Origin of the sequence: Streptomyces spinoverrucosus (genome assembly GCF_015712165.1) — a bacterium.
Taxonomy (GTDB): domain Bacteria; phylum Actinomycetota; class Actinomycetes; order Streptomycetales; family Streptomycetaceae; genus Streptomyces; species Streptomyces spinoverrucosus_A.
On sequence record NZ_JADPZX010000001.1, the window covers coordinates 292,311 to 315,036 of the forward strand.

Below are 22,726 nucleotides of genomic sequence, written 5' to 3' on the forward strand. Positions count from 1 at the left end.
CGTACCTCCTGACGTACCAACCGCTCGCGTCAGGAGGCTCCATGCCCGTCTCACCCAGCAAGTTGGGGAGCATCTTCGTGTTCGGCGCGCTGGGTCTGACCCTCGCCACCCTCGCCTACCCGGCCATGCTCGGGATCGAGAACACCGCCAGCTCGCAGGACCGCATCGTCGCCAACACCCCCTACGGCCCGCTGACCGAGTCCGACCGCGATTTCGTCGTCAGGGTGCGCTCGGCGGGGCTGTGGGAGTACCCGATCGGGGAGATGGCCATGGAGCGCGGCACGACGCCGGAGATGAAGGAGGCGGCCGCTCACCTCCTCGTCGGGCACGCCGCCCTCGACGCCACCTGTCGCAGGATCGCCCCCGAACTCGGCATCACCCTGCCGAACCAGCCGACGCCGCAGCAGCAGCAGTTCGTGGCGACGGTGGACTCCGAGACGGGCCAGCAGTTCGACATCACGGCGGTCAACATCATGCGCGCGGCGCACGGCGGGATCTTCCCGACCATCGCCAAGATCCGGGCCAGCACCAAGAACTCCCTGGTCCGTGCGCTGGCCGACCAGACCAACGACACCGTTCTCGACCACATCACCGTGCTGGAGAAGACCGGCATGGTCAACTACGAGCAGGTCCTTCTCCAGCAGACCACGCCGCCGAAGCTGCCCCAGGACCAGCTGACCCCGCCGCCGCCGCCGCCGGGCTCTCCGGTGCTGGCCCTCAAGCCCCGCCCGGACCTCGACGTGAACACCACGTCGCCGACGCCGAGCCCGTCGGCCGCGGGACAGGGGGGATGAGCCGGGGATCGGCAGCTTGAGGTACGGCGCGCGTACCGGCGCCGTACCTCACAGCCGGGGACCAGCAGCCTGGCGCGCGCGGCTCCAGGCGCCGTACCGCAGCGCCGAAGGGGGCAACGGCGTGTCCTGGTGTGCCCGGAGCCAGAGGCCTCCTCGGCGTCCGGCTGACCCCCAACCGGCGTGCCACGCCGCTCATCCCACGTCGACCGGCAGCGCCCGCCGGTAGCACCGCAGGTCCGGGTCCCCACCCGAGACGGTCGGAGGAAACTGTCCGCAGGAGCGACAACCCGGCCTGGAGGGAAAAGCGGGGGCATGGCGGACGCGACCGAGAACGAGGCCCGGGCGCGCCTGCTGCTGAGGCGGGCGAAACGGGGACGCCGGTGGTTCGTCGTGCCCGCTGTGGCCAGGCAAGGGAAGGCGGCGGAGCGGGAGTTGCGGGAGTCCGCCCTGGCCGGCGACATGGCGGCTCTCCGCGCGCTGGCGGGACCGGGGCCGCGTCCCGACCGCCGGTTCAACCAGGTGTGGCACGACCTCGTCGGCGCCCGGCGCGACACGTCCGCCGCCCTGTTCGATCACCTGTTCAGAAGCCTCGGGTACCCGGTGAACCGGCAGGGCTCCCACCTGAGCGACGACTTGGCCCTCCTCGTGTTGCGGCCCGGCGAGGACGACCTGACCGAGGACATGCGCCCGGTCCTCGCCGTGGCCGCTGCGCTGGGCGGTCATCCGCTGGCGGACATCGCCCGGCGCAAGATCCTCGCCTCCGGCGACCAGGGCGTCATCGAGGACGTGTGCCTGCTGGCGTGCGGTGTCCCTGAACTGGCCGACTTCTGCATGCGGCACGAGCTGAGTCCGACCAACCCGGTGCGGCTCGCGACGTTCTGGCTGCTGACCGGTCACTACGAGCGCTACCGGGCCGCCGACCCGGACGGTTCACTGACGGTACGGGCCTACGCGCTGCTCGACAGCACCGCTCGCGCCCGTTTCAGGAGCGCGGCGATCGAGGGCGGTCTCTTCGGTCTGGTGCGCCGGATGGCTCAGAGCCAGGGCGAGTTCGTGGACCTGCTGCGGGGCGAGCAGTTCGCCGAGCTGAGCGCGGGCCTCGCCCGGCACGGACGCTGGGGACGGCTGTGGGAGCTGGTCACCGAGGCGCCGGTCGTCGAGGCGGTCGTGCAGGCCCGGCGGTTCCCGGAGCACTGGCGGCCAGGATCCGAGGCCGATCACCGGCTGTACACCGAACTGCGCTCAGTGTCCGTCGAGTTGATCGCCGCGGCGGCGGCCGACCCGCTCCTGCTCGGAACCATCCGTTTCGAGTACGACGTCCTGCGGCTGGGCCTCGGCAGGGCGCGGGCCGCCGTCTTCAGCCGCACCGCCGATCAGCGCGCCGCGCCGGCCCTCGACGTGTACGCCCTGCCCGGCGGAGAACTCCTCAGCCATCGCACGTACGAGGACGACACGGTTCCGGGCCTCGCCGTGCCCTGCGGGGACGAGGAGGCCACCGTGGTCGCGGGCGGCGAGGCGGGGCTGTGGCATTTCACGCCCGAGGACCGGATCCTGCTCGACCCGTCGCCCGTACGGGACTTGGTGGCCACCGCCGAGGGCTGGGCCGCGCTCTCGGCCTCCCAACTCCTGATCAGCACGGCACATGGCCGCTCCTGGCGACGCGTCGGGCTGACCGGCCTCGGCCTCCGGTCGAGCGCCGGCCTCTTCGCCGTGTCGGCGGACGGCACGCGCCTGGCCGTCGCCGACCACCGGCGCGCGTGGTCCTGGACCAGGAAGGCGGGCTCCTCGGCGCGACGACCCTCCACGAGACGGACCCCGAGAGGACCCACCCCCTGCGGTCCATTGGCTTCCTCGGCGACGCGTTGATCACCGCGCACCGGGGGTGGAGCGAGGACCGCAGACGCCGTGTCGACAGCACCCATGACCAGATCTGGGCCTGGGACGACGTCACAGTCACCGTCAACTGGACGCTGGTCCGCTGGACGGTCTCTCCCGACGGCCACCTCACCCGTGCCGGTCAGGCCTTCGGCCCCGGTCACACGGAGACCTACGAGGAGGACGCCGACTCCCACTCATGGCGCCCGCCCCGCGCGGAGGTCGTCTGGGGCCCCCAGGTGGAACACAGGGACCACCTGAACCCCGGCACCCGGGGAACTCCGCGGGGCGTGCACCATCACCTGTCGCTGCACGAACTCCCGTCCTTTCCCGCACGCCTGCTGGTGATGGCAGACGCGGGCGAGCTGACGCTCGTCGACTTCCGTTCCTCTCAGCGAGAGCGGCTCCCCTCGATCCCCGGCACCCACCGAACCCACCCGGCCGTGGTCCCCGGCACCTCTCTCCTGGCCAAGTTCCCGCCCGACGGCCCCGACCTGGCCCTGTACGACCTGCGGCGCGGCGCCGCCCTCGCGCTCCTCGACCGGCCCATGCGGGAGATGCGGCGCACCGACCTGGACACGGTGCGAGCACTGCGCGACTACGAGGACGATCCATGCGTCCGCGTGCTGCGCGCGTGCCTCGAACACCGGTGGCCGGACTAGGGACTGTCGTGCCGGGCCGCCCGTTCGGGTGCGTCCGGCTGGTGGGTGGGAGCAGGGCGCTGTCTGATGGTCACGGATGCGTGCCGGCGACCCGTTCCCGTGCGGCGTCGGGCGCTCGGCCGTGAAAGGACGTGGCCTGCGTATGACTGGTCCGATAGCCGGCCGTCGCAGAAGGACCGCCGCGGTCGTCGCCGCGGTGCTGGCCTGCACGACGGCTCTGACTGGGCCCCACCTCGCCGCGACGGGCGCGGGAACGGCCTCCACGGCGCTCGCGCCGCAGCTGGAGTGGAAGCCCTGCGCCCAGGACAGACACTACGACTGCGCGACGGCGACGGTGCCGCTGGACTACGCGAATCCCCGTGGCCGCACCATCGAACTCAGCGTGGTGAAGCGGAAGGCGACCGGTCCGGGGCGCCGCGTCGGCACCCTCTTTTTCAACCCCGGCGGCCCCGGCGGGCCCGGCTCGGTCCAGATGCCGCAGATCTACGAGTCCTTCCCTGACGAGGTGCGGGAGCGTTTCGACATCGTCAGCTGGGATCCACGGGGGATCGGCAACAGCACAGCGGTGAACTGCTTCGAGAGCACCAAGGAGGCCGAGGCCTGGACCGCGAGCCATCCGGCCGGGTTCCCGGTGGGCGAGCGGGAGCGGAAGAAGTGGGTCGACTCCTACCGGGAGTTGGGCCGGGCCTGCGAGCGGCGTGACCCGGAGCTGCTGCGCCACGTCTCGACGGCCGACACCGCACGCGACCTCGAACAGCTCCGCCGGTCGGTGGGAGAGTCGCTGCTCACCTACATCGGAATCTCCTACGGCACGTTCCTCGGCGCCACGTACGCCAATCTCTATCCGGACAAGGTCCGTGCCATGGTGCTCGACAGCAACGTCGACCCGTCGGCGTGGACGAACGGCGGGTCGGAGCAGGCCCTGCTCCCCTACTTCCAGCGCCTGGGGTCGGACCGTTCGGCGGCCGCCACCCTGGACCGGTTCCTGTCCCTGTGCGGGGCGGCCACCGTCGCGGAGTGCGCGTTCTCGGCCGGCAGCGCGCAGGCCACCCTGGACAAGTTCAAGGAGCTGACCGAGCGACTGAGGGAGCGTCCGGTGGAGTCGTGGACCTACGCCCGGACCGTCTCGGACGTGGTGAGCGCGCTGTACGTCGTCCACCCCGGATGGGCGGACCTGGCGGCCCGGCTTCAGGACCTGTGGCAGGGACAGGCCCCGGCGGCGCCCGCCGCTCCCGCCACGACGCCCCCGGTCCCGACACCGTATGGGGGCGACGAGCAGGCGGCCGCCGTGCTCTGCGGCGACAGCCCCAGTCCGCGTGATCCCGGCGTCTTCCACGCGACGGAGGAGGCCGCCGCCGCGCGTTCGGGCGACGCGGCGCGCCACTGGACATGGGCCGCGGAGCCGTGCGCCACCTGGCCGGCGACGGCCGCCGACCCGTACACCGGGCCCTGGAACAAGCGGACGGCGCACCCGCTGCTGGTGGTCGGCACCAGCTACGACCCGGCCACTCCCTACGAGAGCGCCGAGGCGATGTCCGAGACGCTGGCCGACGCCCGGCTGCTCACCAACCGCGGATATGGACACACCGCGCTGCTCAACCCGAGCGGGTGCGTCAACGACCACGTGAGCCGCTACCTCCTGGACGGTGCCCTCCCGCCGCCGGGTACGACGTGCGAGCAGGACACACCGCCCTTCTCGGCGCGGCACCCGCGCGGCGCCGTCGACGCGGGCGCGGGCGGGACGCGGAGGTAGGACTGAACCGAGGCGCCCGCCGCGTCAGTCGCCGAAGCGGCGGCGGGCGGCCTCGATGTGGCCGAGGTACTGGTTGGTCCAGCCGCACATCCCGTCGACCGTGGCCCGCAGGGCTCGGCCCGGCTCGGTGAGGGTGTACTCGACCCGCGGCGGCACGGTGGGGTGCACCTTCCGGTCGACCAGGCCGTTGCGCTCCAGCATGCGCAGGTTCTGCGTGAGCATCTTGTGGCTGACGCCCTCGACCTCGTCGCGCAACTCGCTGAAGCGCAGGGTGCGTTCACCGAGGGCCTCGATGATCAGGAGCGCCCACTTGTTGGCGACGTCCGAGAAGATCTCCCGCGCCAGCGAGTCCGCGCGCCTCAGGTCCGCGTTCTCGGGCAAACCCTTGAGCTGCTTGGTCTCCATCAGGTTCCTCAGTCGCGAAAAGGGTGCGTTCGTCCAGTTCAGCGCTCACTCTCCTACGGTTTCCGAGTAACCGCAAGAGAGCCAGGAGGCCCGTACCGCGGGCGCGGGCGCGTCACCGCAGCAGCGCTGCCATGGTGCCGGCCACGGCCAGCACGGTGAGCACGGCGCACACCGCGAGGGCAGAACCCATGCCCATGAGACGGTCCTTGAGGGAGTCCCCCAGGGCGCGCCGCACACCGACCACCTCCTGCCGCACGACGTGCCGGCTGAGGCCGTACCAGGGCCTGAGGCTCTTGAGCGACTCCGTGCCCAGCAGAGTCGTGACGACGAGAAACGGTCGGGCCTGGGACCCCACCAGACGGGCCTCGCTCGCCGACAACGTTCCCTGCGCGAAGCAGCGGGTCGCATGGGCGATCATTCCGGCGGCCCGCTCCCGGTTGGCCGGGGAGTCCGTGTCGACCACCACCATGTGCTTGCCGGACACCCGGTCGGACCGTGGTGCCTCGAATTCGGCGGCCCGCGCCACGACGGCGTCCCACGCCCCGGCGTCCACTCCATACCCCGTGGCGCCCTCAAGTCCGTGGAAGAGGGGCACGGTCCGCAGGCCGCCGGTGAGGAAGTGCGCGGCGACGTCGGTCAGGGCGCGCGGCGGCACGGGGCCGGTGCCGACGCCCAGGACGGTGACGCGGATGTCGCGATCCATGTGGTCGCGCTCGGCGGTGTTCTCCGGGGCGAGGCCGGTCAGCAGCAGGATCCACACCTGTTGCCGGTAGGCGAACTCGGGCAGGGCATACAGCAGCAGGGAGGACTTGGAGTCGTCGACGAGTTCGCCGATGGAGCGCCCCCCGCAGCCCCTGGCCAGCAGCTCCTCCGGTGCGGGCGCACCGGTCTGCCGCGGCTGGGCCGGCACCCACGAGTAGTCCTGCTCGGAGAGCCGGCCGCGGGAGTGCAGGAACCAGGCCGTGGTCATGCTCATGCCCTCCCCGCCACGGATGAACTCAGATGGGGGTGGTGCTGTACGACCTCGATGCCGGGACCGGTGACCGTGCCGTCGGCGAACTGGGCGATGGCCCGCTCCAGCGCCTGGTCGTGCCCGAACACACCGTCGAGCGTCTCGCGCCAGATGCCGCGCCGCTCACGCAGATAGACGTTGAGCACGAAGCGCAGCGCGTAGCGCAGGGGTTGGTCGGTATGGACGGGCCGGTACTCGGCCCCGGCACGGCGACTGCGGAAGTGGAAGCGGAGTTCCCCGTTCGGCGACTCGGTGATCGACGAGAACACGATCGAGCCGGTGGTCTGCACGGGGATGACGACGCAGCCGACGCGGGGCCGCACGTCGGCGTGCGCGATGTGGTCGAACAGGGGCTGGTATCCGGTGCGTACCCGGCTCAGCAGTTCGGCGGAGCCGTGCTCCGTGGCCACGTACTTCTCGCACTTGAGGGGGACGACGAGCAGCAGCCGCGGTCTGTCGTCGGACCGCAGGATCTCCTTGACCTGCTCGTACATCAGGTAGGGCGCGTTGATGCGCTCGTGGTAGAGGCCGTCGCGTTCCATGAGCGAGGGGGTGTCGACCGCCAGGACGACGACCGGGCTGTCGGCGAGGGCGTTGCGGACGCCCTGGGCGACGGGGGTGCCGTTCGGGTCGCGCAGGAGTCCGCCGGCGTAGTCGGTGAACCTGAGGACGAACCGGGATTTCCTGTTCTTGCGGCCGACCCCGATCTCGTACCGGTGCAGGTCGAGCGCGGACGTGTTGGCGACCCTGTCACGGACCTGCACGGATCGGGAGAGGGACTTGAGGACGGCGACGACGTCGGTGAGTCGGGCCGCCGTCTCGCCCACCGGTGTGAGGTCGAGGTCGGTGCCGCCGATCACCGAGGAGTACTGGACGTACATCGAGGCCAGCAGCGAGGTCTTGCCGGCCCCCGACGGGCCGAGCATGGTGACCTCCAGGACGTAGCGGGCGGGCATGCTCATGCCGCGACCTCCTCACGTGCCGGTGCGAGCGGTCCGGGGCCGCCCGGCACGGCCAGTGCCGCCAGTGCGGCCACGCCCTCGGACCAGCGCCGCAGGTGCGCGGCGTCCTCGGCGAGGGCGGCGAACTTCCCCGGCCAGATCTCGGCTCTGACGTCCTGGTAGAACACCAGCCACTCCTCCTCTGCGCCCGCCGACGCGATGACCCGGTCGTAGAACTCCTCGACGATCGCGAAGATGGCCGCGCTGGGGTCCGCGAGCGCCTTGTGCAGCTCGCTCCGGCACAGGTACAGCGCCTCGTCGTACGCCACTTCGAGCATCTCCCGCACCTGCTGGGCCGTCGGGCCGGGTCGGTGCGGGAAGGGCATGGCGGGGGTGTCGGCGTGGAGCCCGTCCAGGCAGGCTCGTACCCGGTGCTGGAGCATGCCCCGGTAGGTGAGCTGGAAGTCGGCCAGGAGTCGCAGGGCGTACCGGATCTCGCTGCCGCCGCTCTCCCGCACCCGCGGCACACGCGCGGCCACCTCCAGCAGGAACTCCCGGCCGTCCGGCGCGCCGCTGAGCCCGCCGAGACCGGCGGGACCGCGCAGCACGTGGGCGACGCGCTGCCGCATGTCGGCGGTACGCGCGTGCAGGGCCACGTCGCACTCCAGGAAACGTCTGGAGAGTCTGGCCCGGGACTCGTTGAGGTACTTGCCGTACGCCATGCTGAGCCCGTCCTCGGCCGCCGCGCGGGCGACGAGTTCGTCCACCGTCGGATGGGCCGGGTCGCGCTCCGCCGCCTCCAGCACCGTCTCCACGGCGTCGGCGAGCAGGTCGTCGGTCAGGTCCCGCTCGTCGCGCAACTCCCCCACCAGTGCGGCGAGTCCATGGGCGAGCCGGCCGTGCGTCTGCTTGAACAGCGCGGTGAACGGCAGGAACCAGATCTCCGTCGGCTGCGCCAGGTCGGCCAGCCGCTCGGCCCGCGTGGCCAGGTGGCCGAGGCGCTCGTGCAGTTCGGAGGCCTTCTCGGCGCGCACCGCGAGGTGGCGGTCGTCCAGGTCGTCGAGGTTGGCCAGCAGGTAGTCCACCACCCGGTCCATCGCGGCGGCCACGTCGTCCGGCCGGGAGCAGTCCGCGATGTGCGCCTCGGCCACGGTGAACCGCGAGGCCGGCAGCCACTGTTCGGCCATCCTGCGGGAGTTCGCGCTGTTGTCGCTCGTCGGGACGGCGCACTTGTTGATCAGCAGGAACGAGCACCGGTCGAGCCCGGTGGCGGGCAGCCCTTCCTGTACGTGGTCGTAGAGCTGGTGGTCGGGCGTGCCGATGCCGTCGCCCAGCGGATCGGGGCGGCGGACGAAGACCACGATGTCGATCTCGTCCCGCAGGGCGGCCACGATGCGCTGCGCGTCCTGGAGGTTGGTGTCGCCGAGGCCGGGCAGGTCGATCAACGACAGGCCCGTCCAGTCCTGCTGGGTGAAGTGCGTGGTGATCCGCACGTACCGCACCGCGCGGAAGGCGTGGTACCGCTCACGGTCGTGCTCGTCGGACTGGGCCACGAACCGGCGGATCTCGTGCGGGCCGACGCGGTGCGGCGACGGCATGCCCAGGTGGCGGCGGTATTCGGGCAGCGCGGTGTGGTACTGCGCCAGATGGGAGTACCTGCTGCCCTCGACGGACGGCTCCCCGGCGGTCTCCGGGGGCAGCGGCCCGGCGAACCGGTCGAGGGTCGTGGGGGCGGGGCCCAGTCCCAGCTCCGCGTAGTACGGGGCGATCACCTCGCGCAGGAAGGACCGCTCGCTGTGGAAGTAGACCTCCGCCTGGGTGGGGGCGCCGTCCTCGTGGCGCAGCACGCTGGTGACGCCCGTGCAGAAGCCGCCGTCGCTGGTGGGCACCTCCTGGTCGGTCAGCCCGGTCAGGCTCTGGATGAGCCGGCTCTTGCCCTGCCGGGCCCTGCCGATCACGCCCACGTTGAGCGTCGGCCGCCGGAACCGGGCCGCGGCGGCGTCGAGTGCGGCGGCCTCGACCGGCAGCTCCTCCAGCAGCCCGCTCACCTCGGCGCCGAGCGCCGCCAGCTGGGTCCGGGCGTCATCGGGCACCCGCCCCAGCAGTTCCGTCCGTAACGCCTCCAGTTCGCGGAGTCGGTCCAGGGCCTCCGTCACCCAGGTGTGGGCCCGCTCCAGCACCTCTGCCTGCCGGGCGCGCCGCCGACGGATCTCCCCGATTCTGTCCGCACGCGACATGCGGCCCCCCTCACCACACGACGAAACCCGGCGGCGGAACCGCCGGGTGCGCCGATGGTGACAGGAAAATCCGTAGATGCGACCGCGATGACAAGAAGTGTCGGAATGCGAGCGATTTCGCCCGGGACGCCACCGTCACCCCGCCCCGGGAGGCGATCCGGTCGCCTGTGCGGCTACCCGGGCGTCAGCCCGGGCGGTGCCCGGGCTCGGAGTCGTTCGGGTCGACACCGGTGAAGGCGTCGTCGTCCCTGGTTCCGCTGGGACGGCCGGAGCGGCCCCTGCGGCCGGTGCCCCGCATACCCTTCTCGGACTCCTCGGCGTAGTCCTCGCCGCCGCGCCCCTCACTGCCGGCGACGTCGCCGGGGACGGACGTGCGCTCCTCCTTGGACTTCTTGCGGCCCGGTCCACGCTTGGGCGCGTGTTCCTCGGCCTGGAAGGAACGCCGGGCGCTGGGGTTGTCCTGCTGTCGCGTCTCGTCGACGTCGGGAGACCAGCCGTGCTGTTCGGTCCCCTCGTGCCGGCTCGGCCCGCGGCCGCGAGACGGCTTCGATGACTTGTGTTCCTTGGGCATGCGCCGACCTGCCTGTCCACTGTGGGAGGGGGCACGTTCCTCGGTGCCCGGTCGGTAGCGATTCTTCCACCAATCGACATATCGGGCATACCGGGTCCATTGCGGCCGTCGACCCTACAACGGACTCGGTCCGGCCGCCGCCCAGATGGCGGGAACCCCGACTCCTACGAGTGACCGCCGGGATTCGCGCCGACGTCCGCGAAGACGCCTGTATGACCATCGCAGGCATGCTCATCCTGCTCATCGGCAGCGCCTACAACAGCCTCACCCAGCGCGTGCACGCCGAGTTGCGTGAGCGCGGGCACAGGGTCGCCGTCGAGGTGACGCCTCGCGGCGACGACGTGCGGACGGCCGTCCGACGGCACTCTCCCGACCTGGTCGTGGCGCCGATGCTGAAGGCCGTCGTACCGCGCGAGGTGTGGTCGAGCCACACCTGCCTGATCGTCCACCCCGGTCCCGTCGGCGACCGGGGGCCCTCCTCGCTGGACTGGGCCATCCACGACGGCGTCGACGAGTGGGGCGTGACGGTGCTCCAGGCCGACGAGGAGATGGACGCCGGGCCGGTGTGGGCGACGGCCGCCTGCCCCGTCCCCCGCGTGGGCAAGAGCGACCTGTACCGCAACGAGGTGTCCGACGCGGCCGTCGAGGCCGTGCTTCTGGCCGTGGAGCGGTTCGCCTCCGGCCGGTACGTGCCGTTGGAGCAGGACGGCCTGCCGAGGGCGCCCGGCGCGCGGACCAGGCCGATGATGCGCCAGGGGGACCGCCGTATCTCCTGGGCCGAGGACTCCACCGACACCGTGCTGCGCACCCTGCGCGCCGCCGACTCCCAGCCCGGTGTGCTCGACGAGCTGCTGGGCGGGGAATGGTTCCTGCACGGCGGTCATCCCGAGCACCGGCTGCGGGGGCGGCCCGGGGAACTGCTGGCGACCCGGGCGGGTGCCGTCTGCCGGGCCACCACGGACGGCGCGGTGTGGATCCCGGAGCTGCGGGAGCGTACGGCGGCCGGTGCCCCGCGCGCGTGCAAGCTGCCCGCCGTGACCGCGCTGGGCGGGCGGCTGCCCGCGCTGCCGGTCGCACAGGACGCCACCTGGTCCGACATCCGCTACCGGGAGGACGGAGCGGTCGGTGTCCTGTCGTTCTCGTTCCCGGGCGGGGCGATGTCCACCGACCAGTGCCGGCGCCTGCTGGCCGCCTACCGGGCGGCGTGCGAGCGGCCGACGTCCGTGGTGCTCCTGGGGGCCGGGCGCGACTTCTTCTCCAACGGGATCCACCTCGGGGTGATCGAGGCCGCCCCCGATCCGGCCGCGGAGTCCTGGGCCAACATCAACGCGATGAACGACCTCGTCGAGGCGGTGCTCACCACCACCGACCGCCTGGTCGTCAGCGCAGTGGGCGGCAACGCCGCGGCCGGCGGCGTGATGCTGGCGCTGGCCGCCGACGAGGTGTGGTGCCGTTCGGGCTCGGTGCTCAATCCGCACTACCGGCGCATGGGGCTGTACGGCTCCGAGTACTGGACGTACAGCCTGCCCCGCCGGGTCGGTACGGCCATGGCGGAGCGGCTCACCCAGGAGGCGCTGCCGGTCAGCGCCGCTAGGGCCCGGGACATCGGGCTGATCGACCGGGTGGTCGAGTGCGCCCCGGCCCGGTTCACGGCCGAGGTCACTCTGCTGGCCCACCGGCTGGCGGCGTCCCCGCTCGTCCAGTCGCGTCTCGCCGCGAAGAAGGCCGAGTCCGAACGCCGGGAGGCCGTCACCCCGCCGGCGGCGGTCAGGGAGCGGGAACTGGCCCGCATGCGGAAGATCTTCAGGGACCCCCACGCGCCGTATCACGCGCTGCGCAGGGCCTTCGTACGCAAGGAACGGGCGCCGGCCGTCACGGATGCGACGGCTGCCGCTCTGACCGACGCTTAGCAGCAACAAGGGCCGATACATCGGCTTTGCCGTTTTCCTCCCCGGGAGGCAGTTGATGAACGCAGCATCGCCGACCACGGCTCAGGAGCCGGGCGCGGCCGGCTCACCCGGCACGGACGAGCAACCGATCCACATCCTCTGGATCAACGCCGGGCTGAGTTGCGACGGCGACTCGGTCGCCCTGACGGCCGCCATGCAGCCCAGCATCGAGGAGATCGCCCTGGGTGCCCTGCCCGGGCTGCCGAAGATCGCGGTGCACTGGCCGCTGATCGACTTCGAGTCCGGTCCGGTCGGCGGCGCGGACACGTTCATCGAGTGGTTCTTCAAGGGTGAGCGCGGGGAGATCGACCCGTTCGTGCTCGTGATCGAGGGGTCCGTTCCGAACGAGGCGATCAAGCAGGAGGGCTACTGGTGCGGCTTCGGCGACAACCCGGAGACCGGCCAGCCCATCACCACCAGCGAGTGGATCGACCGGCTCGCGCCGAAGGCCCTGGCCGTCGTCGCGATCGGCACCTGTGCCACGTACGGCGGTATCCACGCCATGGCGGGCAACCCGACCGGCGCAATGGGGGTGCCCGACTATCTGGGCTGGGACTGGAAGTCGAAGGCGGGCATCCCGATCGTGTGCGTGCCGGGCTGCCCGATCAAGCCGGACAACTTCGCCGAGACGCTGACCTATCTGCTGTACCAGGCGGCGGGGTCGGCGCCGATGATCCCGCTCGACGACAAGCTCCGGCCGACCTGGCTGTTCGGCGCGACCGTGCACGAGGGCTGCGACCGGGCCGGCTACTACGAGCAGGGCCAGTTCGCGATGTCGTACGACTCGCCCAAGTGCCAGGTGAAGATCGGCTGCTGGGGGCCGGTCGTGAAGTGCAACGTGCCCAAGCGGGGCTGGATGAACGGCATCGGCGGCTGCCCGAACGTGGGCGGCATCTGCATCGCCTGCACCATGCCCGGCTTCCCCGACAAGTTCATGCCGTTCATGGACGAGCCGCCCGGCGGCAGGCTCTCCAGCACCGCCAGCGGTGCCTACGGCGCCGTGATCCGCAAGCTGCGGTCCATCACGGCCAAGACCGTGGACAAGGAACCCAAGTGGCGGCACACCGGCCGGGAGATCACCACCGGCTACCGGCCGCCCTGGTGACCGCGCTGCCCCGGCCACTCCCCCACCCGCAGACCCGACCGACCGGAAGGCATCACAGACACAATGACCTCGACGACGACCGGTGACGGCACCGGCCTGGTGGAGATGGCGTGGGACCCGATCACCCGGATCGTGGGCAGCCTCGGCATCCACGCGAAGATCGACTTCAAGCAGAAGCGGGTCGCCGAGTGCTACAGCACCTCGTCGATCTTCCGCGGCTACAGCGTCTTCATGCGGGGCAAGGACCCGCGCGACGCGCACTTCATCACCAGCCGCATCTGCGGCATCTGCGGTGACAACCACGCCACCTGCTCGGTGTACACGCAGAACATGGCGTACGGCGTGAAGCCGCCGCACCTCGGTGAGTGGATCATCAACTGCGGTGAGTCCGCGGAGTTCATGTTCGACCACAACATCTTCCAGGAGAACCTGGTCGGGGTCGACTACTGCGAGAAGATGGTCCGCGAGACCAACCCCGGGGTCCTCGAACTCGCCGAACGCACCGAGGCCCCGCACGCCGCCGACCACGGCTACCGCACCATCGCCGACATCATGCGCGCCCTCAACCCGCTGGAGGGCGAGTTCTACCGCGAGGCACTGTCCGTCAGCCGCTACACACGCGAGATGTTCTGCCTGATGGAGGGCCGCCACGTGCACCCCTCCACGCTGTACCCGGGCGGCGTCGGCACCATCGCCTCCGTGCAGCTCTTCACGGACTACATGACCCGGCTGATGCGGTACGTGGAGTTCATGAAGCGGGTCGTGCCGCTGCACGACGACCTGTTCGACTTCTTCTACGAGGCGCTGCCCGGGTACGAGGAGGTCGGCCGCCGCCGGGTGCTGCTCGGCTGCTGGGGCGCGTTCAACGACCCCGAGTACTGCGACTTCACGTACGCCAACATGTCGGACTGGGGGCGGAAGATGTTCGTCACCCCCGGCATCATCGTCGACGGCAAGCTCGTCACCAGCGACCTCACCGAGATCAACCTCGGCATCCGCATCCTGCTGGGCAGCTCGTACTACGAGGACTGGGTCGGCCAGGAGCAGTTCGTCACCCACGACCCGCTCGGCAACCCGGTCGACCCGCGCCACCCGTGGAACCAGCACACCATCCCGGCCCCGCAGAAGCGGGACTTCAACGACAAGTACAGCTGGGTGATGTCCCCGCGCTGGTTCGACGGCAAGGACTACCTGCCACTCGACACCGGCGGCGGCCCCATCGCCCGCCTGTGGTCGACCGCGCTGTCGGGCCTGGTGGACATCGGGTACGTCAAGGCCACCGGCCACAGCGTGATCATCAACCTGCCGCGCACCCTCACCAAGCCGGAGACCACCTTCGAGTGGAAGATCCCGCAGTGGAGCAACGCCATCGAGCGCAACCGCGCCCGCACCTACTTCCAGGCGTACGCGGCCGCCGTGGCGCTGCACAGCGCGGAGATGGGCCTCGAAGAGGTGCGCGCCGGACGCACGCAGACGTGGGAGAAGTTCGAGGTGCCGGACGAGTCGATCGGCGTCGGCTTCACCGAGGCGGTGCGCGGTGTGCTCTCGCATCACATGGTCATCCGGGACGGCAAGATCGCCAACTACCACCCGTACCCGCCGACTCCGTGGAACGCCTCCACCCGCGACACCTACGGCACCCCCGGCCCGTACGAGGACGCCGTGCAGAACACGCCGATCTTCGAGGAGAACTCCCCGGAGAACTTCAAGGGCATCGACATCATGCGCACGGTACGCAGCTTCGACCCGTGTCTGCCGTGCGGTGTGCACATGTACGTCGGTGACGGCCGCACGACGAAGTCGATGCACGTCCCCACCGGACTGAGCGGCCTGGCCGGATGAGCGGGACGCACGGCACGGTGACCGCGGAGACGGCCGGCCGGCTCGTCGAGGACGTCCTCGACCGGCTGGCCGCCTCCGGCGACCGCACGGCGTGCGAGGCGGCCGAGGAACTCGTCCGGGTCCTCATGGAGTTCTACGGCGCCGGCCTGGCCCGCGTCATGGATCTCGTCGAACGCGACCCGGGCGCCTCCGCCACCCGCGATGCCCTGCTCGGCGACGAACTCGTGGCGAGCCTGCTGGTGTTGCACGGGCTGCACCCGGAGGACGCCCGCAGCCGGATCGCCCGCGCGCTGGACGGCCTCCCCCAGCCCGTCGAGAACGCCGGCTTCGACCCGGCGACCGGCGTGCTGCGGCTGCGGCCGACCGGCTCGGGCGGCTGTGGCTGCGGCGGTACCGAGGCAGTGGAGCAGGCGGCGCGGGACGCGCTGGCGTGCTTCGCGCCGGAGGTGACGTCCGTGGAGCTTCAGGCCCCGGCGCCTGAGCCCGTCCTGCTCCAGATCGGGTCCGCGCCGCCGGGCGCCGGGACGGGCGGCCGCTCGCCGGCCACCGCGCGGTGAGCGCGCCCCAGACCGGTCCGGGGCTCCTGCGGCACGACCCCGGGCCACGGGGCCTGCGCCGCTTCACCACCCCGCGCCGGCCCCGCGAGGAGCGCTGCGAGCTGTGCTCGGCGCCGCTCGCCGAGGCGCGTCACCGGCACCTCGTCGACGTCGAGAAGCGGTCCCTGGCCTGCGCCTGCGACCCGTGCGCCCAGCTGCTGGACCGCTCCGGGGGCACGCGGGGCCGCTTCCTGACCGTGCCCGGCCGGTACCTGCGCGACCCGGGCCACCGGCTCGACGAGCAGGCCTGGGAGCGGCTCGGCATCCCCGTCGGCGTGGCCTTCTTCTTCCGCAACTCGGCGCTGGACCGGCTGGTCGCCCTGTACCCGAGCCCGGCCGGCGCGACCGAGAGCGAACTGGACCCGGAGTCCTGGCAGTCCGTGCTGGCCGGCACCGAACTGGCCGGGCTGCTCGCGCCCGATGTCGAGGCGCTGCTGCTGCGCCGGCACCAGGGCCGGGTCGAGTGCTATCTGGTGCCGATCGACATCTGCTACGAACTGGTGGGACGGATGCGGCTGCGCTGGCAGGGCTTCGACGGCGGCGCGGAGGCCCGCGCCGACCTGGAGGCGTTTTTCGACCAGGTCCGCGAGCGGGCCCGCGCGCCGCGAGGGAGCCGGTCGTGACCGACTTCTCGTTCGCGTGCACGGGGGTGCGCGCCGACCCGTACGCCGCGGGCCCCACCCTGGTGTTCCGGCTGCGGGTCACGGCCTCGCCGCCGACCCGGGTGCACGCGCTGGCGCTGCGCTGCCAGATCCGCATCGAGCCCGCCCGGCGCGGCTACGCCGACGCGGAGGCCGACGCGCTGACCGACCTGTTCGGTGAACGGTCCCGGTGGGGCAGCAGCCTCAACGCGATGCAGTTCGCCCAAGTGCAGGTGATGGTGCCCGGGTTCACCGGCGAGGTCGAGACCGACGTCGCCGTGCCCTGCACCTACGACATGGACATCGCGTCCTCCCGCTACTTCCACGCCCTGGAGTCAGGGGAGGTACCGCTGCTGATGCTGTTCTCCGGCACCGCCTTCACCGGCGAGGGCGGCTTCCGGGTCGAGCCGGTCCCGTGGGACAAGGAGGCCGGATACCGGATGCCGGTGAAGACCTGGCGGGAGATGGTCGAACAGCACTTCCCGGGCTCCGGCTGGATCCGGCTGCCCAGGGACACCATGGACGCCCTGCTGGCGTACCGGTCGCGGCACGCGCTGCCCTCGTGGCAGGCGACGGTCGAGGCGCTGATGACGGCGGCCGGGGAGAGGACACCGTGACCACGACGACGTTCCGCCCCGAGACCGAGGCCCGCCTGGCCGTCGCCCGGCAGGTCGCCGACGCCGTCCTCTTCGAGGGGTACGTGCTCTACCCGTACCGTGCCTCGTCCGCGAAGAACCGGCTGCGCTGGCAGTTCGGGGTGCTGGTGCCCCCGGCGTGGAGCGCGGCCACCGAGGAGCACGACTTCCAGCACACCGAGCTGCTGATGGAGCCCAGGGCGGGCGCGACGCTCGCCGTGGAGGTGCGCTTCCTGCACGCCCAGCGGCGCCGCGTGCAACGGGCCTGCCCGGGCGGCGGCTTCGAGACGGTGCCCGAACTGGCCCTTCAGGACCGGGTGCTGGTGCCCTGGGACGAGGGGCACGAGGAGCAGGTGCGGCTCGCCGTGCCGGTGGCGGAGCTGGCGGGCGGCGACACCGTCGTGCCGTTCACCCGGCCGGCGAGCGAGGAGACCGAGCCCGTGAGGGACGGCGCGGGCCGGACCGTGGGCCGCCTGGTGCGGCGCCGCGAGGAGATCAGCGGGACCCTGCGCCTGTCGGTGAGCGAGCTGGACGGGCCGTACCGGACGCAGCGGCTGAGCGTGGTCGTGGAGAACACCAGCGACTGGCTGCCCGCCGAGGACGCCGACCGGGACGCGGCCCTGCCCCGCTCGCTGGTCGCGAGCCACACGCTGCTGTGCCTGGACGCCGGACGGTTCCTGTCGCTGACCGACCCGCCGGAGTGGGCCAGGGGCGCCGCCGCGGCCTGCCGCAACCTGCACACCTGGCCGGTGCTGGCCGGTGAGCCGGGCCGCACCGACCTGGTGCTCTCCTCGCCGATCATCCTGGAGGACCACCCGGCGATCGCCCCGGAGAGCCCCGGCGCCCTGTACGACGCCACGGAGATCGACGAGATCCTCGCCCTGCGCACCGCCGCCCTCACCGAGGAGGAGAAGCGCGAGGCCAGGGGCACGGACGACCGGGCGGCCGCGGTGATCGACCTGGCCGACTCGATGCCGCCGGAGGTGCTGGAGCGGCTGCACGGCGCGGTGCGCCGTCTGCGGGAGGTCACCACGCCGGGCACACGTGCCGTCGAGGGCGTGCCGACGTTCCGCACGCCCGGCGAGACCGATCACCACAGCGGCGTTGTCCGCCCCGACACCCCGTGGTGGGACCCGGGCGCGGACACCGCCGTCGATCCGGCCCGCGACCACGTCCTGGTCGACGGAGAGCCGGTGCGTGCGGGCAGCCGGGTCGTGCTGCGGCCCCGGCTGCGGCACACCGACGCGCAGGACCTGTTCCTCGACGGGCGGCACGCCCTGGTGGAAGCGGTGCTGCACGACGTCGACGGCGGCGTGCACATCGCGGTCACCGTGGAGGACGACCCGGGCGCCGACATCCGCCGGGAGCAGGGGCGTTACCTGTACTTCCAGCCCGACGAGGTGGCCCTCGCCGAGATCCGGGAGGACGCGTGAACACCGCCACCACACCCGGCCCGCGCACCCTCGTCGCCGGGGTGGGCAACATCTTCCTCGGCGACGACGGCTTCGGCGTCGAGGCCGCACGTCTGCTGTGCGGGCAGGAGCTGCCACCCGGCGTCGAGGTCGCCGACATCGGCATCCGCGGGATGCATCTGGCGTACCAACTGCTCGACGGGTACGACACTTTCGTCCTCCTCGACGCGACCGCGCGCGGCGGGAAGCCCGGGACGCTGTACGTGATCGACGCGGCGGAGCCGGGCAGTCGCCGGCCGCCGGAGAGCATGCCGCTCGACGGTCACCGGATGTCGCCCGACGCCGTACTGGCCCTGCTCGACACCCTGTGCGCGGGCACCGGCTCAGCGCCGCCGCGGCGCACGCTGGTGGTGGGATGCGAACCCGCCACCGTCGAGGAGGGCATCGGCCTGAGCCCACCCGTGGCCGCCGCGCTGCCGGAAGCGGTGCGCCTGGTCGTCGGGCTGGTCCGCGAGCCGGCACCTGTGAAGGAGAGCGATGAAACCGTCGTATAAGCGCCGAAGGCCCCGCCGAGGCGCCCACCCTGTGGAGAGCATCATGAACAAGCGCCTCATCGGCGGTGCGGCCGCCGCGACCGCCGCCACCGCGTTCGCCGCGTTCCTCACGCACGTCATGCCCGACATCACGCGCTACCTGCGTATTCGTCGCATGTGACAGCGGCCGGGCGGGTGCACCGAACGGGCCAGGCATCCGTGTGACCCCGGCGCGCCACTCGGCCCGCCACCGGGCCCCCGCCGTGTAATGGGCGCCCAGGAGACATCCGCGGGCCCGGGACGGAGACCGATGCACGAGATGTCCGTCGCCCTGTCGATCGTGGACCAGGTCGAGCGAGCGGCACGCTCCCAAGGCATGCCGGGTGTACGCGAAGTGCACCTGGACATCGGTGAACTGTCCGGTGTGGTGCCCGACGCGCTCGGGTTCTGCTTCGAACTCGCCTGTGCCGGGACCGTGCTGGAGGGCGCCGAACTCACCACCCGGTCCGTGCCCGGCCGGGCGTCGTGCACGCCGTGCGGGCGGACCTGGGTCACCGGGATGCCGCCCGACATGGTCTGCGCGGGCTGCGGTGGCGCCGCCACCGAGCTGGTGGCGGGCCGTGAACTGCGTATCACCGAGGTGCACTGGGCCGATCGGAACGACCCGCCCGCACCGACCCGCGCCACCCACCTCAAGGAGAGCTGACCATGTGCCGCGTAGTGGACCTCCGGCAGGCGGTGCTCGCCAAGAACACGATGGCGGCCCGCGTCCTGCGCAGCGAACTGACGGCCCGGGGCACGACGGTGGTCAACCTGCTGTCCAGTCCGGGCAGTGGCAAGACTGCCCTGCTGGAGCGGGAGCTGCTGCTCGCGCGGGAGCGCGGCATCGCGACCGCCGCCCTCACCGCGGACCTCGCCACCGAGAACGACGCCGCGCGGCTGGCGCGTTCGGGCGTGCCGGTCAAGCAGGTGCTCACCGACGGGCTGTGCCATCTGGAGGCGGACATGCTCGCCGGGCATCTGCACGAGTGGCTGCCCGAGGACACCCGCCTGCTGTTCGTGGAGAACGTCGGCAACCTGGTCTGCCCGGCCTCCTACGACCTCGGCGAGTCGCTGCGCGTGGTGCTGGCGTCCGTCACGGAGGGCGAGGACAAGCCGCTGAAGTACCCGACGGCGTTCGGGCTGGCCCAGCTGGTGCTCGTCACCAAGTCCGACCTGGCCGGACCGGCCGAGTTCGACGAGGCCGTCTTCCGGGCGCACGTCCAGCAGGTCAACCCGGGCGTCGAGGTGGTGCTGACGTCGGTACGAAGCGGCGAGGGTGCCGGTGTGCTGGTCGACCGGGCGCTGGCGGCCGCCGACGGTGCCTGCGTCCACGCACCGGTGATGGCCCGGGCCGAGGCGTGAGCACGACGCCGGAGGTCGGCACGGTCCCGGACGTCCGCACCGCCCCCGTCGTACGGCGGGCCCGGGTCGTCGTGCGGGGTGTGGTGCAGGGCGTGGGTTTCCGGCCGTACGTGTACGGCCTCGCCACGGAGCTACGGCTCGCCGGTCACGTCACCAACACCGGCGACGGAGTGCTCGTCGAGGTCGAGGGCGCGTCGGAGACGGTCGAACGGTTCTGTGCGCGCGTCGCGCCCGACGCCCCGCCGCTCGCGATGGTGGAGTCGGTGGAGGCCACCGACCTGCCCCCGACCGGCGTCAGCGGCTTCACCATCGTCCCCTCGCGCACGACCGGCGCCGTCCGCACGCTGGTCGCCCCCGACACCGCGACCTGCGCCGACTGCCTCGCCGAACTCGCGGATCCGGCCGACCGACGCCACCGCCACCCCTTCATCACGTGCACGCACTGCGGACCGCGCTTCACCATCGTGACCGGTCTGCCGTACGACCGTGAGCACACGACGATGGCGGGCTTCCCCCTGTGCCCCCAGTGCACCCGCGAGTACCACGACCCCGTCGACCGCCGCTTCCACGCCCAGCCCGTCGCCTGCCCGTCCTGCGGCCCGCGTCTGGGACTGCGGGTGGGGCACGGCGACAGCCCCGGCGGCGACCCCGTCGAGGCGGCGCGGGCCCTGCTCGCCGCGGGGGCGATCCTCGCGGTCAAGGGCGTCGGCGGATACCACCTGGCGTGCGACGCGACGAATCCGCGCGCGGTCGCCGAGCTGCGTCGCCGCAAGGCACGCGGGGACAAGCCGTTCGCCCTGATGGCCGGGGATGTCACGGACGTCGAGCACCTCGTCCGTCTCGGGCCCGTCGAACGGGAGTTGCTCACCGGCCGGGTGCGCCCGGTCGTCCTGATGCGGCGGCGCACGGGCGTGCGGCACACCCCTCCAGTACTCGCCGAGGCCGTTGCGCCCGGCAGCCCGGACCTGGGCGTCATGCTGCCGTACACGCCCGTGCACCACCTGCTGTTCGCGAGCGAGGAGGCTCCCCGGCTGCTGGTGATGACGAGCGGCAATCTCTCCGGCGAGCCCATCGTCACCGACGACGGTGAAGCCCTTGAACGGCTGGCAGGTCTGGCCGACGCCTGGCTCACGCACGACCGGCCCATCCACGTCCCGTGCGACGACTCCGTCGTGCGGGTGTGCGACGGCGAGCCCTTGGTGCTGCGCCGCTCGCGCGGGTACGCGCCGCTGCCGGTCACCCTGCCCGTGCCGGTGTCCCCCGCGCTCGCGGTCGGCGGCGACCTGAAGAACGTCTTCTGCCTCGGCCAGGGCGACAAGGCGTGGCTGTCCGCGCACATCGGGGACATGGACGACCTCGCCACCCAGCACGCGTTCGACCGGGCGGAGCGGCAGCTGGAGTCGATCACGGGAGTCCGACCGGCTCTCCTTGTCACCGACACGCACCCGGCGTACCGGTCGGGCGCGTGGGCGCGGCGGCATGCGGGCGGGCGCGCTGTGGTCCCGGTCCAGCACCATCACGCGCACGTCGCCGCCGTCATGGCCGAGCACGGCCTGGAGGCGGACAGCAGGGTGATCGGGGTCGCCTTCGACGGCACCGGGCACGGGGACGACGGGGCCGTGTGGGGCGGTGAGTTCCTGGTCGCGGGCTACGACGGTTTCCGGCGGTTCGCGCACCTGGCGTATGTACCGCTGCCCGGCGGGGACGCGGCGGTGCGGCGGCCGTACCGCATGGCGCTGGCGCATCTGCACGCGGCGGGCCTCCCGCCCGGCCCGGACCTGCCGTGCGTCGCCGCTTGTCCGGCCGATGAACTGCCCCTGCTGCGGCGGCAGTTGGAACGGAGCCTGAACTGCGTTCCCACGTCCAGCATGGGCCGGCTCTTCGACGCCGTGTCGTCCCTGGCGGGGGTGTGCCACCGCGTCGGCTACGAGGCACAGGCGGCGATCGAGCTGGAGGGGGCCGCCGTGTCCGCCGGCGGCTTCGAGGAGAGGGACCCTCGGTACGACTTCCGGCTGGCGGGCGTCGAGCCGGTCACGGCCGATCCGGGGCCCTTGTTCGCCGCCGTCGCCGACGACGTACGGGCCGGCGTTCCCGTGGCCGTGATCGCCGTGCGTTTCCATCTCGCCGTCGCCCGGCTGGTGCGGGCGGTGTGTGCCCTGGCCCGCGAGGCGACGGGGCTTCGGACCGTGGCCCTGAGCGGCGGCGTGTTCGCCAACGCGCTGCTCTCGTCGGCCTGTGCCCGGGGGCTGCGCGCGGACGGCTTCACCGTCCTGCGGCACCACGCGGTCCCGCCGAACGACGGCGGGCTGGCTCTCGGCCAGCTCGTCGTGGCCGCCCGCGCGGCGGACCGACGATGAGG

21 protein-coding genes are annotated in these 22,726 nt (G+C 72.2%); 16 read left to right on the top strand and 5 right to left on the bottom strand.

The genetic code is table 11. From position 1 onward, the window contains the following. Nucleotides 1-41: 41 nt before the first annotated feature. The 4 genes from I2W78_RS01355 to I2W78_RS01370 all read left to right on the top strand — a co-directional run bounded on the left by I2W78_RS01355 (nt 42) and on the right by I2W78_RS01370 (nt 5,084). A complete protein-coding gene (locus tag I2W78_RS01355) occupies nt 42-794 on the top strand; it encodes a DUF4142 domain-containing protein (RefSeq protein WP_196456177.1) in 753 nt (250 codons plus the stop codon). A 312-nt stretch (nt 795-1,106) separates the two neighbouring features. Further along, the gene (locus I2W78_RS01360) at nt 1,107-2,660 is read left to right on the top strand and encodes a hypothetical protein (protein ID WP_196456179.1); all 1,554 of its coding nucleotides are present in this window, start codon (nt 1,107-1,109) and stop codon (nt 2,658-2,660) included. Continuing rightward, nucleotides 2,657-3,331, top strand: coding sequence for a hypothetical protein (locus I2W78_RS01365; RefSeq protein WP_196456181.1), 675 nt, complete (start codon nt 2,657-2,659; stop codon nt 3,329-3,331). Before I2W78_RS01360 ends, I2W78_RS01365 begins: the two co-directional genes overlap by 4 nt. A gap of 142 nt (nt 3,332-3,473) precedes the next feature. Then, on the top strand, nt 3,474-5,084 hold the full coding sequence (locus I2W78_RS01370; protein WP_196456183.1) for an alpha/beta hydrolase: 1,611 nt from the start codon (nt 3,474-3,476) through the stop codon (nt 5,082-5,084). 24 nt (nt 5,085-5,108) lie between these two features. On the opposite strand, the gene I2W78_RS01375 is transcribed toward I2W78_RS01370, so the two are convergent. The 5 genes from I2W78_RS01375 to I2W78_RS01395 form a co-directional block, all read right to left on the bottom strand. After that, a complete protein-coding gene (locus I2W78_RS01375; RefSeq protein ID WP_196456185.1) occupies nt 5,109-5,489 on the bottom strand; it encodes a winged helix-turn-helix transcriptional regulator in 381 nt (126 codons plus the stop codon). Nucleotides 5,490-5,601: 112 nt separating this feature from the next. Further along, nucleotides 5,602-6,465 (bottom strand): hypothetical protein, encoded by an 864-nt coding sequence (locus I2W78_RS01380; protein ID WP_196456187.1) that lies wholly within the window; start codon nt 6,463-6,465, stop codon nt 5,602-5,604. Continuing rightward, nucleotides 6,462-7,463: a hypothetical protein gene (locus I2W78_RS01385; RefSeq protein WP_196456189.1), complete on the bottom strand. Its 1,002-nt coding sequence runs from the start codon at nt 7,461-7,463 to the stop codon at nt 6,462-6,464. The genes I2W78_RS01380 and I2W78_RS01385 overlap by 4 nt, the downstream gene beginning before the upstream one ends. Beyond that, nucleotides 7,460-9,679, bottom strand: coding sequence for a hypothetical protein (locus I2W78_RS01390; RefSeq protein WP_196456191.1), 2,220 nt, complete (start codon nt 9,677-9,679; stop codon nt 7,460-7,462). Before I2W78_RS01390 ends, I2W78_RS01385 begins: the two co-directional genes overlap by 4 nt. Before the next feature lie 184 nt (nt 9,680-9,863). Next, nucleotides 9,864-10,250: a hypothetical protein gene (locus I2W78_RS01395; protein ID WP_196456193.1), complete on the bottom strand. Its 387-nt coding sequence runs from the start codon at nt 10,248-10,250 to the stop codon at nt 9,864-9,866. Nucleotides 10,251-10,477: 227 nt separating this feature from the next. Between I2W78_RS01395 and I2W78_RS01400 the strand changes: the two genes are divergently transcribed. The 12 genes from I2W78_RS01400 (at nt 10,478) to hypF (ending at nt 22,724) form a co-directional block, all read left to right on the top strand. Then, a complete protein-coding gene (locus I2W78_RS01400) occupies nt 10,478-12,160 on the top strand; it encodes a hydrogenase maturation protein (RefSeq protein ID WP_196464352.1) in 1,683 nt (560 codons plus the stop codon). A 55-nt stretch (nt 12,161-12,215) separates the two neighbouring features. Beyond that, nucleotides 12,216-13,304: a hydrogenase expression protein HypE gene (locus I2W78_RS01405; protein WP_196456195.1), complete on the top strand. Its 1,089-nt coding sequence runs from the start codon at nt 12,216-12,218 to the stop codon at nt 13,302-13,304. Between the two features lie 63 nt (nt 13,305-13,367). Then, on the top strand, nt 13,368-15,146 hold the full coding sequence (locus tag I2W78_RS01410; RefSeq protein WP_196456197.1) for a nickel-dependent hydrogenase large subunit: 1,779 nt from the start codon (nt 13,368-13,370) through the stop codon (nt 15,144-15,146). Then, nucleotides 15,143-15,703: a hypothetical protein gene (locus tag I2W78_RS01415; protein WP_196456199.1), complete on the top strand. Its 561-nt coding sequence runs from the start codon at nt 15,143-15,145 to the stop codon at nt 15,701-15,703. The genes I2W78_RS01410 and I2W78_RS01415 overlap by 4 nt, the downstream gene beginning before the upstream one ends. Further along, nucleotides 15,700-16,365 (top strand): DUF5947 family protein, encoded by a 666-nt coding sequence (locus tag I2W78_RS01420; RefSeq protein WP_196456201.1) that lies wholly within the window; start codon nt 15,700-15,702, stop codon nt 16,363-16,365. Before I2W78_RS01415 ends, I2W78_RS01420 begins: the two co-directional genes overlap by 4 nt. Continuing rightward, nucleotides 16,362-17,000: a DUF6084 family protein gene (locus I2W78_RS01425; RefSeq protein WP_196456203.1), complete on the top strand. Its 639-nt coding sequence runs from the start codon at nt 16,362-16,364 to the stop codon at nt 16,998-17,000. The genes I2W78_RS01420 and I2W78_RS01425 overlap by 4 nt, the downstream gene beginning before the upstream one ends. Then, on the top strand, nt 16,997-18,451 hold the full coding sequence (locus tag I2W78_RS01430) for a hypothetical protein (protein WP_196456205.1): 1,455 nt from the start codon (nt 16,997-16,999) through the stop codon (nt 18,449-18,451). Before I2W78_RS01425 ends, I2W78_RS01430 begins: the two co-directional genes overlap by 4 nt. Next, nucleotides 18,448-18,984 carry a hydrogenase maturation protease gene (locus I2W78_RS01435; protein WP_196456207.1) on the top strand — a complete coding sequence of 179 codons (537 nt, stop codon included), beginning with the start codon at nt 18,448-18,450 and terminating at the stop codon, nt 18,982-18,984. The genes I2W78_RS01430 and I2W78_RS01435 overlap by 4 nt, the downstream gene beginning before the upstream one ends. A gap of 43 nt (nt 18,985-19,027) precedes the next feature. Next, a complete protein-coding gene (locus tag I2W78_RS41570; protein ID WP_374222627.1) occupies nt 19,028-19,144 on the top strand; it encodes a DUF6893 family small protein in 117 nt (38 codons plus the stop codon). Nucleotides 19,145-19,273: 129 nt separating this feature from the next. Continuing rightward, nucleotides 19,274-19,669, top strand: a complete 396-nt coding sequence (locus I2W78_RS01440) for a hydrogenase maturation nickel metallochaperone HypA/HybF (RefSeq protein ID WP_196456209.1) — start codon at nt 19,274-19,276, stop codon at nt 19,667-19,669. Between the two features lie 2 nt (nt 19,670-19,671). Then, entirely contained in the window at nt 19,672-20,367 is a 696-nt protein-coding gene (gene hypB, locus I2W78_RS01445; RefSeq protein ID WP_196456211.1) for a hydrogenase nickel incorporation protein HypB, read from the top strand. Beyond that, on the top strand, nt 20,364-22,724 hold the full coding sequence (hypF, locus tag I2W78_RS01450; RefSeq protein ID WP_196456213.1) for a carbamoyltransferase HypF: 2,361 nt from the start codon (nt 20,364-20,366) through the stop codon (nt 22,722-22,724). The genes hypB and hypF overlap by 4 nt, the downstream gene beginning before the upstream one ends. Nucleotides 22,725-22,726 lie beyond the last annotated feature (2 nt).

Bases quoted from the DNA above. Each gene is read 5' to 3' on its own strand.
- hypB (WP_196456211.1), top strand. From the start codon at position 19,672: ATGTGCCGCGTAGTGGACCTCCGGCAGGCGGTGCTCGCCAAGAACACG.
- I2W78_RS01395 (WP_196456193.1), bottom strand. From the start codon at position 10,250: ATGCCCAAGGAACACAAGTCATCGAAGCCGTCTCGCGGCCGCGGGCCG.
- I2W78_RS01380 (WP_196456187.1), bottom strand. From the start codon at position 6,465: ATGAGCATGACCACGGCCTGGTTCCTGCACTCCCGCGGCCGGCTCTCC.
- I2W78_RS01410 (WP_196456197.1), top strand. From the start codon at position 13,368: ATGACCTCGACGACGACCGGTGACGGCACCGGCCTGGTGGAGATGGCG.
- I2W78_RS01375 (WP_196456185.1), bottom strand. From the start codon at position 5,489: ATGGAGACCAAGCAGCTCAAGGGTTTGCCCGAGAACGCGGACCTGAGG.
- I2W78_RS01390 (WP_196456191.1), bottom strand. From the start codon at position 9,679: ATGTCGCGTGCGGACAGAATCGGGGAGATCCGTCGGCGGCGCGCCCGG.
- I2W78_RS01370 (WP_196456183.1), top strand. From the start codon at position 3,474: ATGACTGGTCCGATAGCCGGCCGTCGCAGAAGGACCGCCGCGGTCGTC.
- I2W78_RS01400 (WP_196464352.1), top strand. From the start codon at position 10,478: ATGCTCATCCTGCTCATCGGCAGCGCCTACAACAGCCTCACCCAGCGC.
- I2W78_RS41570 (WP_374222627.1), top strand. From the start codon at position 19,028: ATGAACAAGCGCCTCATCGGCGGTGCGGCCGCCGCGACCGCCGCCACC.
- I2W78_RS01415 (WP_196456199.1), top strand. From the start codon at position 15,143: ATGAGCGGGACGCACGGCACGGTGACCGCGGAGACGGCCGGCCGGCTC.
- I2W78_RS01385 (WP_196456189.1), bottom strand. From the start codon at position 7,463: ATGAGCATGCCCGCCCGCTACGTCCTGGAGGTCACCATGCTCGGCCCG.
- I2W78_RS01405 (WP_196456195.1), top strand. From the start codon at position 12,216: ATGAACGCAGCATCGCCGACCACGGCTCAGGAGCCGGGCGCGGCCGGC.
- I2W78_RS01355 (WP_196456177.1), top strand. From the start codon at position 42: ATGCCCGTCTCACCCAGCAAGTTGGGGAGCATCTTCGTGTTCGGCGCG.
- I2W78_RS01360 (WP_196456179.1), top strand. From the start codon at position 1,107: ATGGCGGACGCGACCGAGAACGAGGCCCGGGCGCGCCTGCTGCTGAGG.
- I2W78_RS01440 (WP_196456209.1), top strand. From the start codon at position 19,274: ATGCACGAGATGTCCGTCGCCCTGTCGATCGTGGACCAGGTCGAGCGA.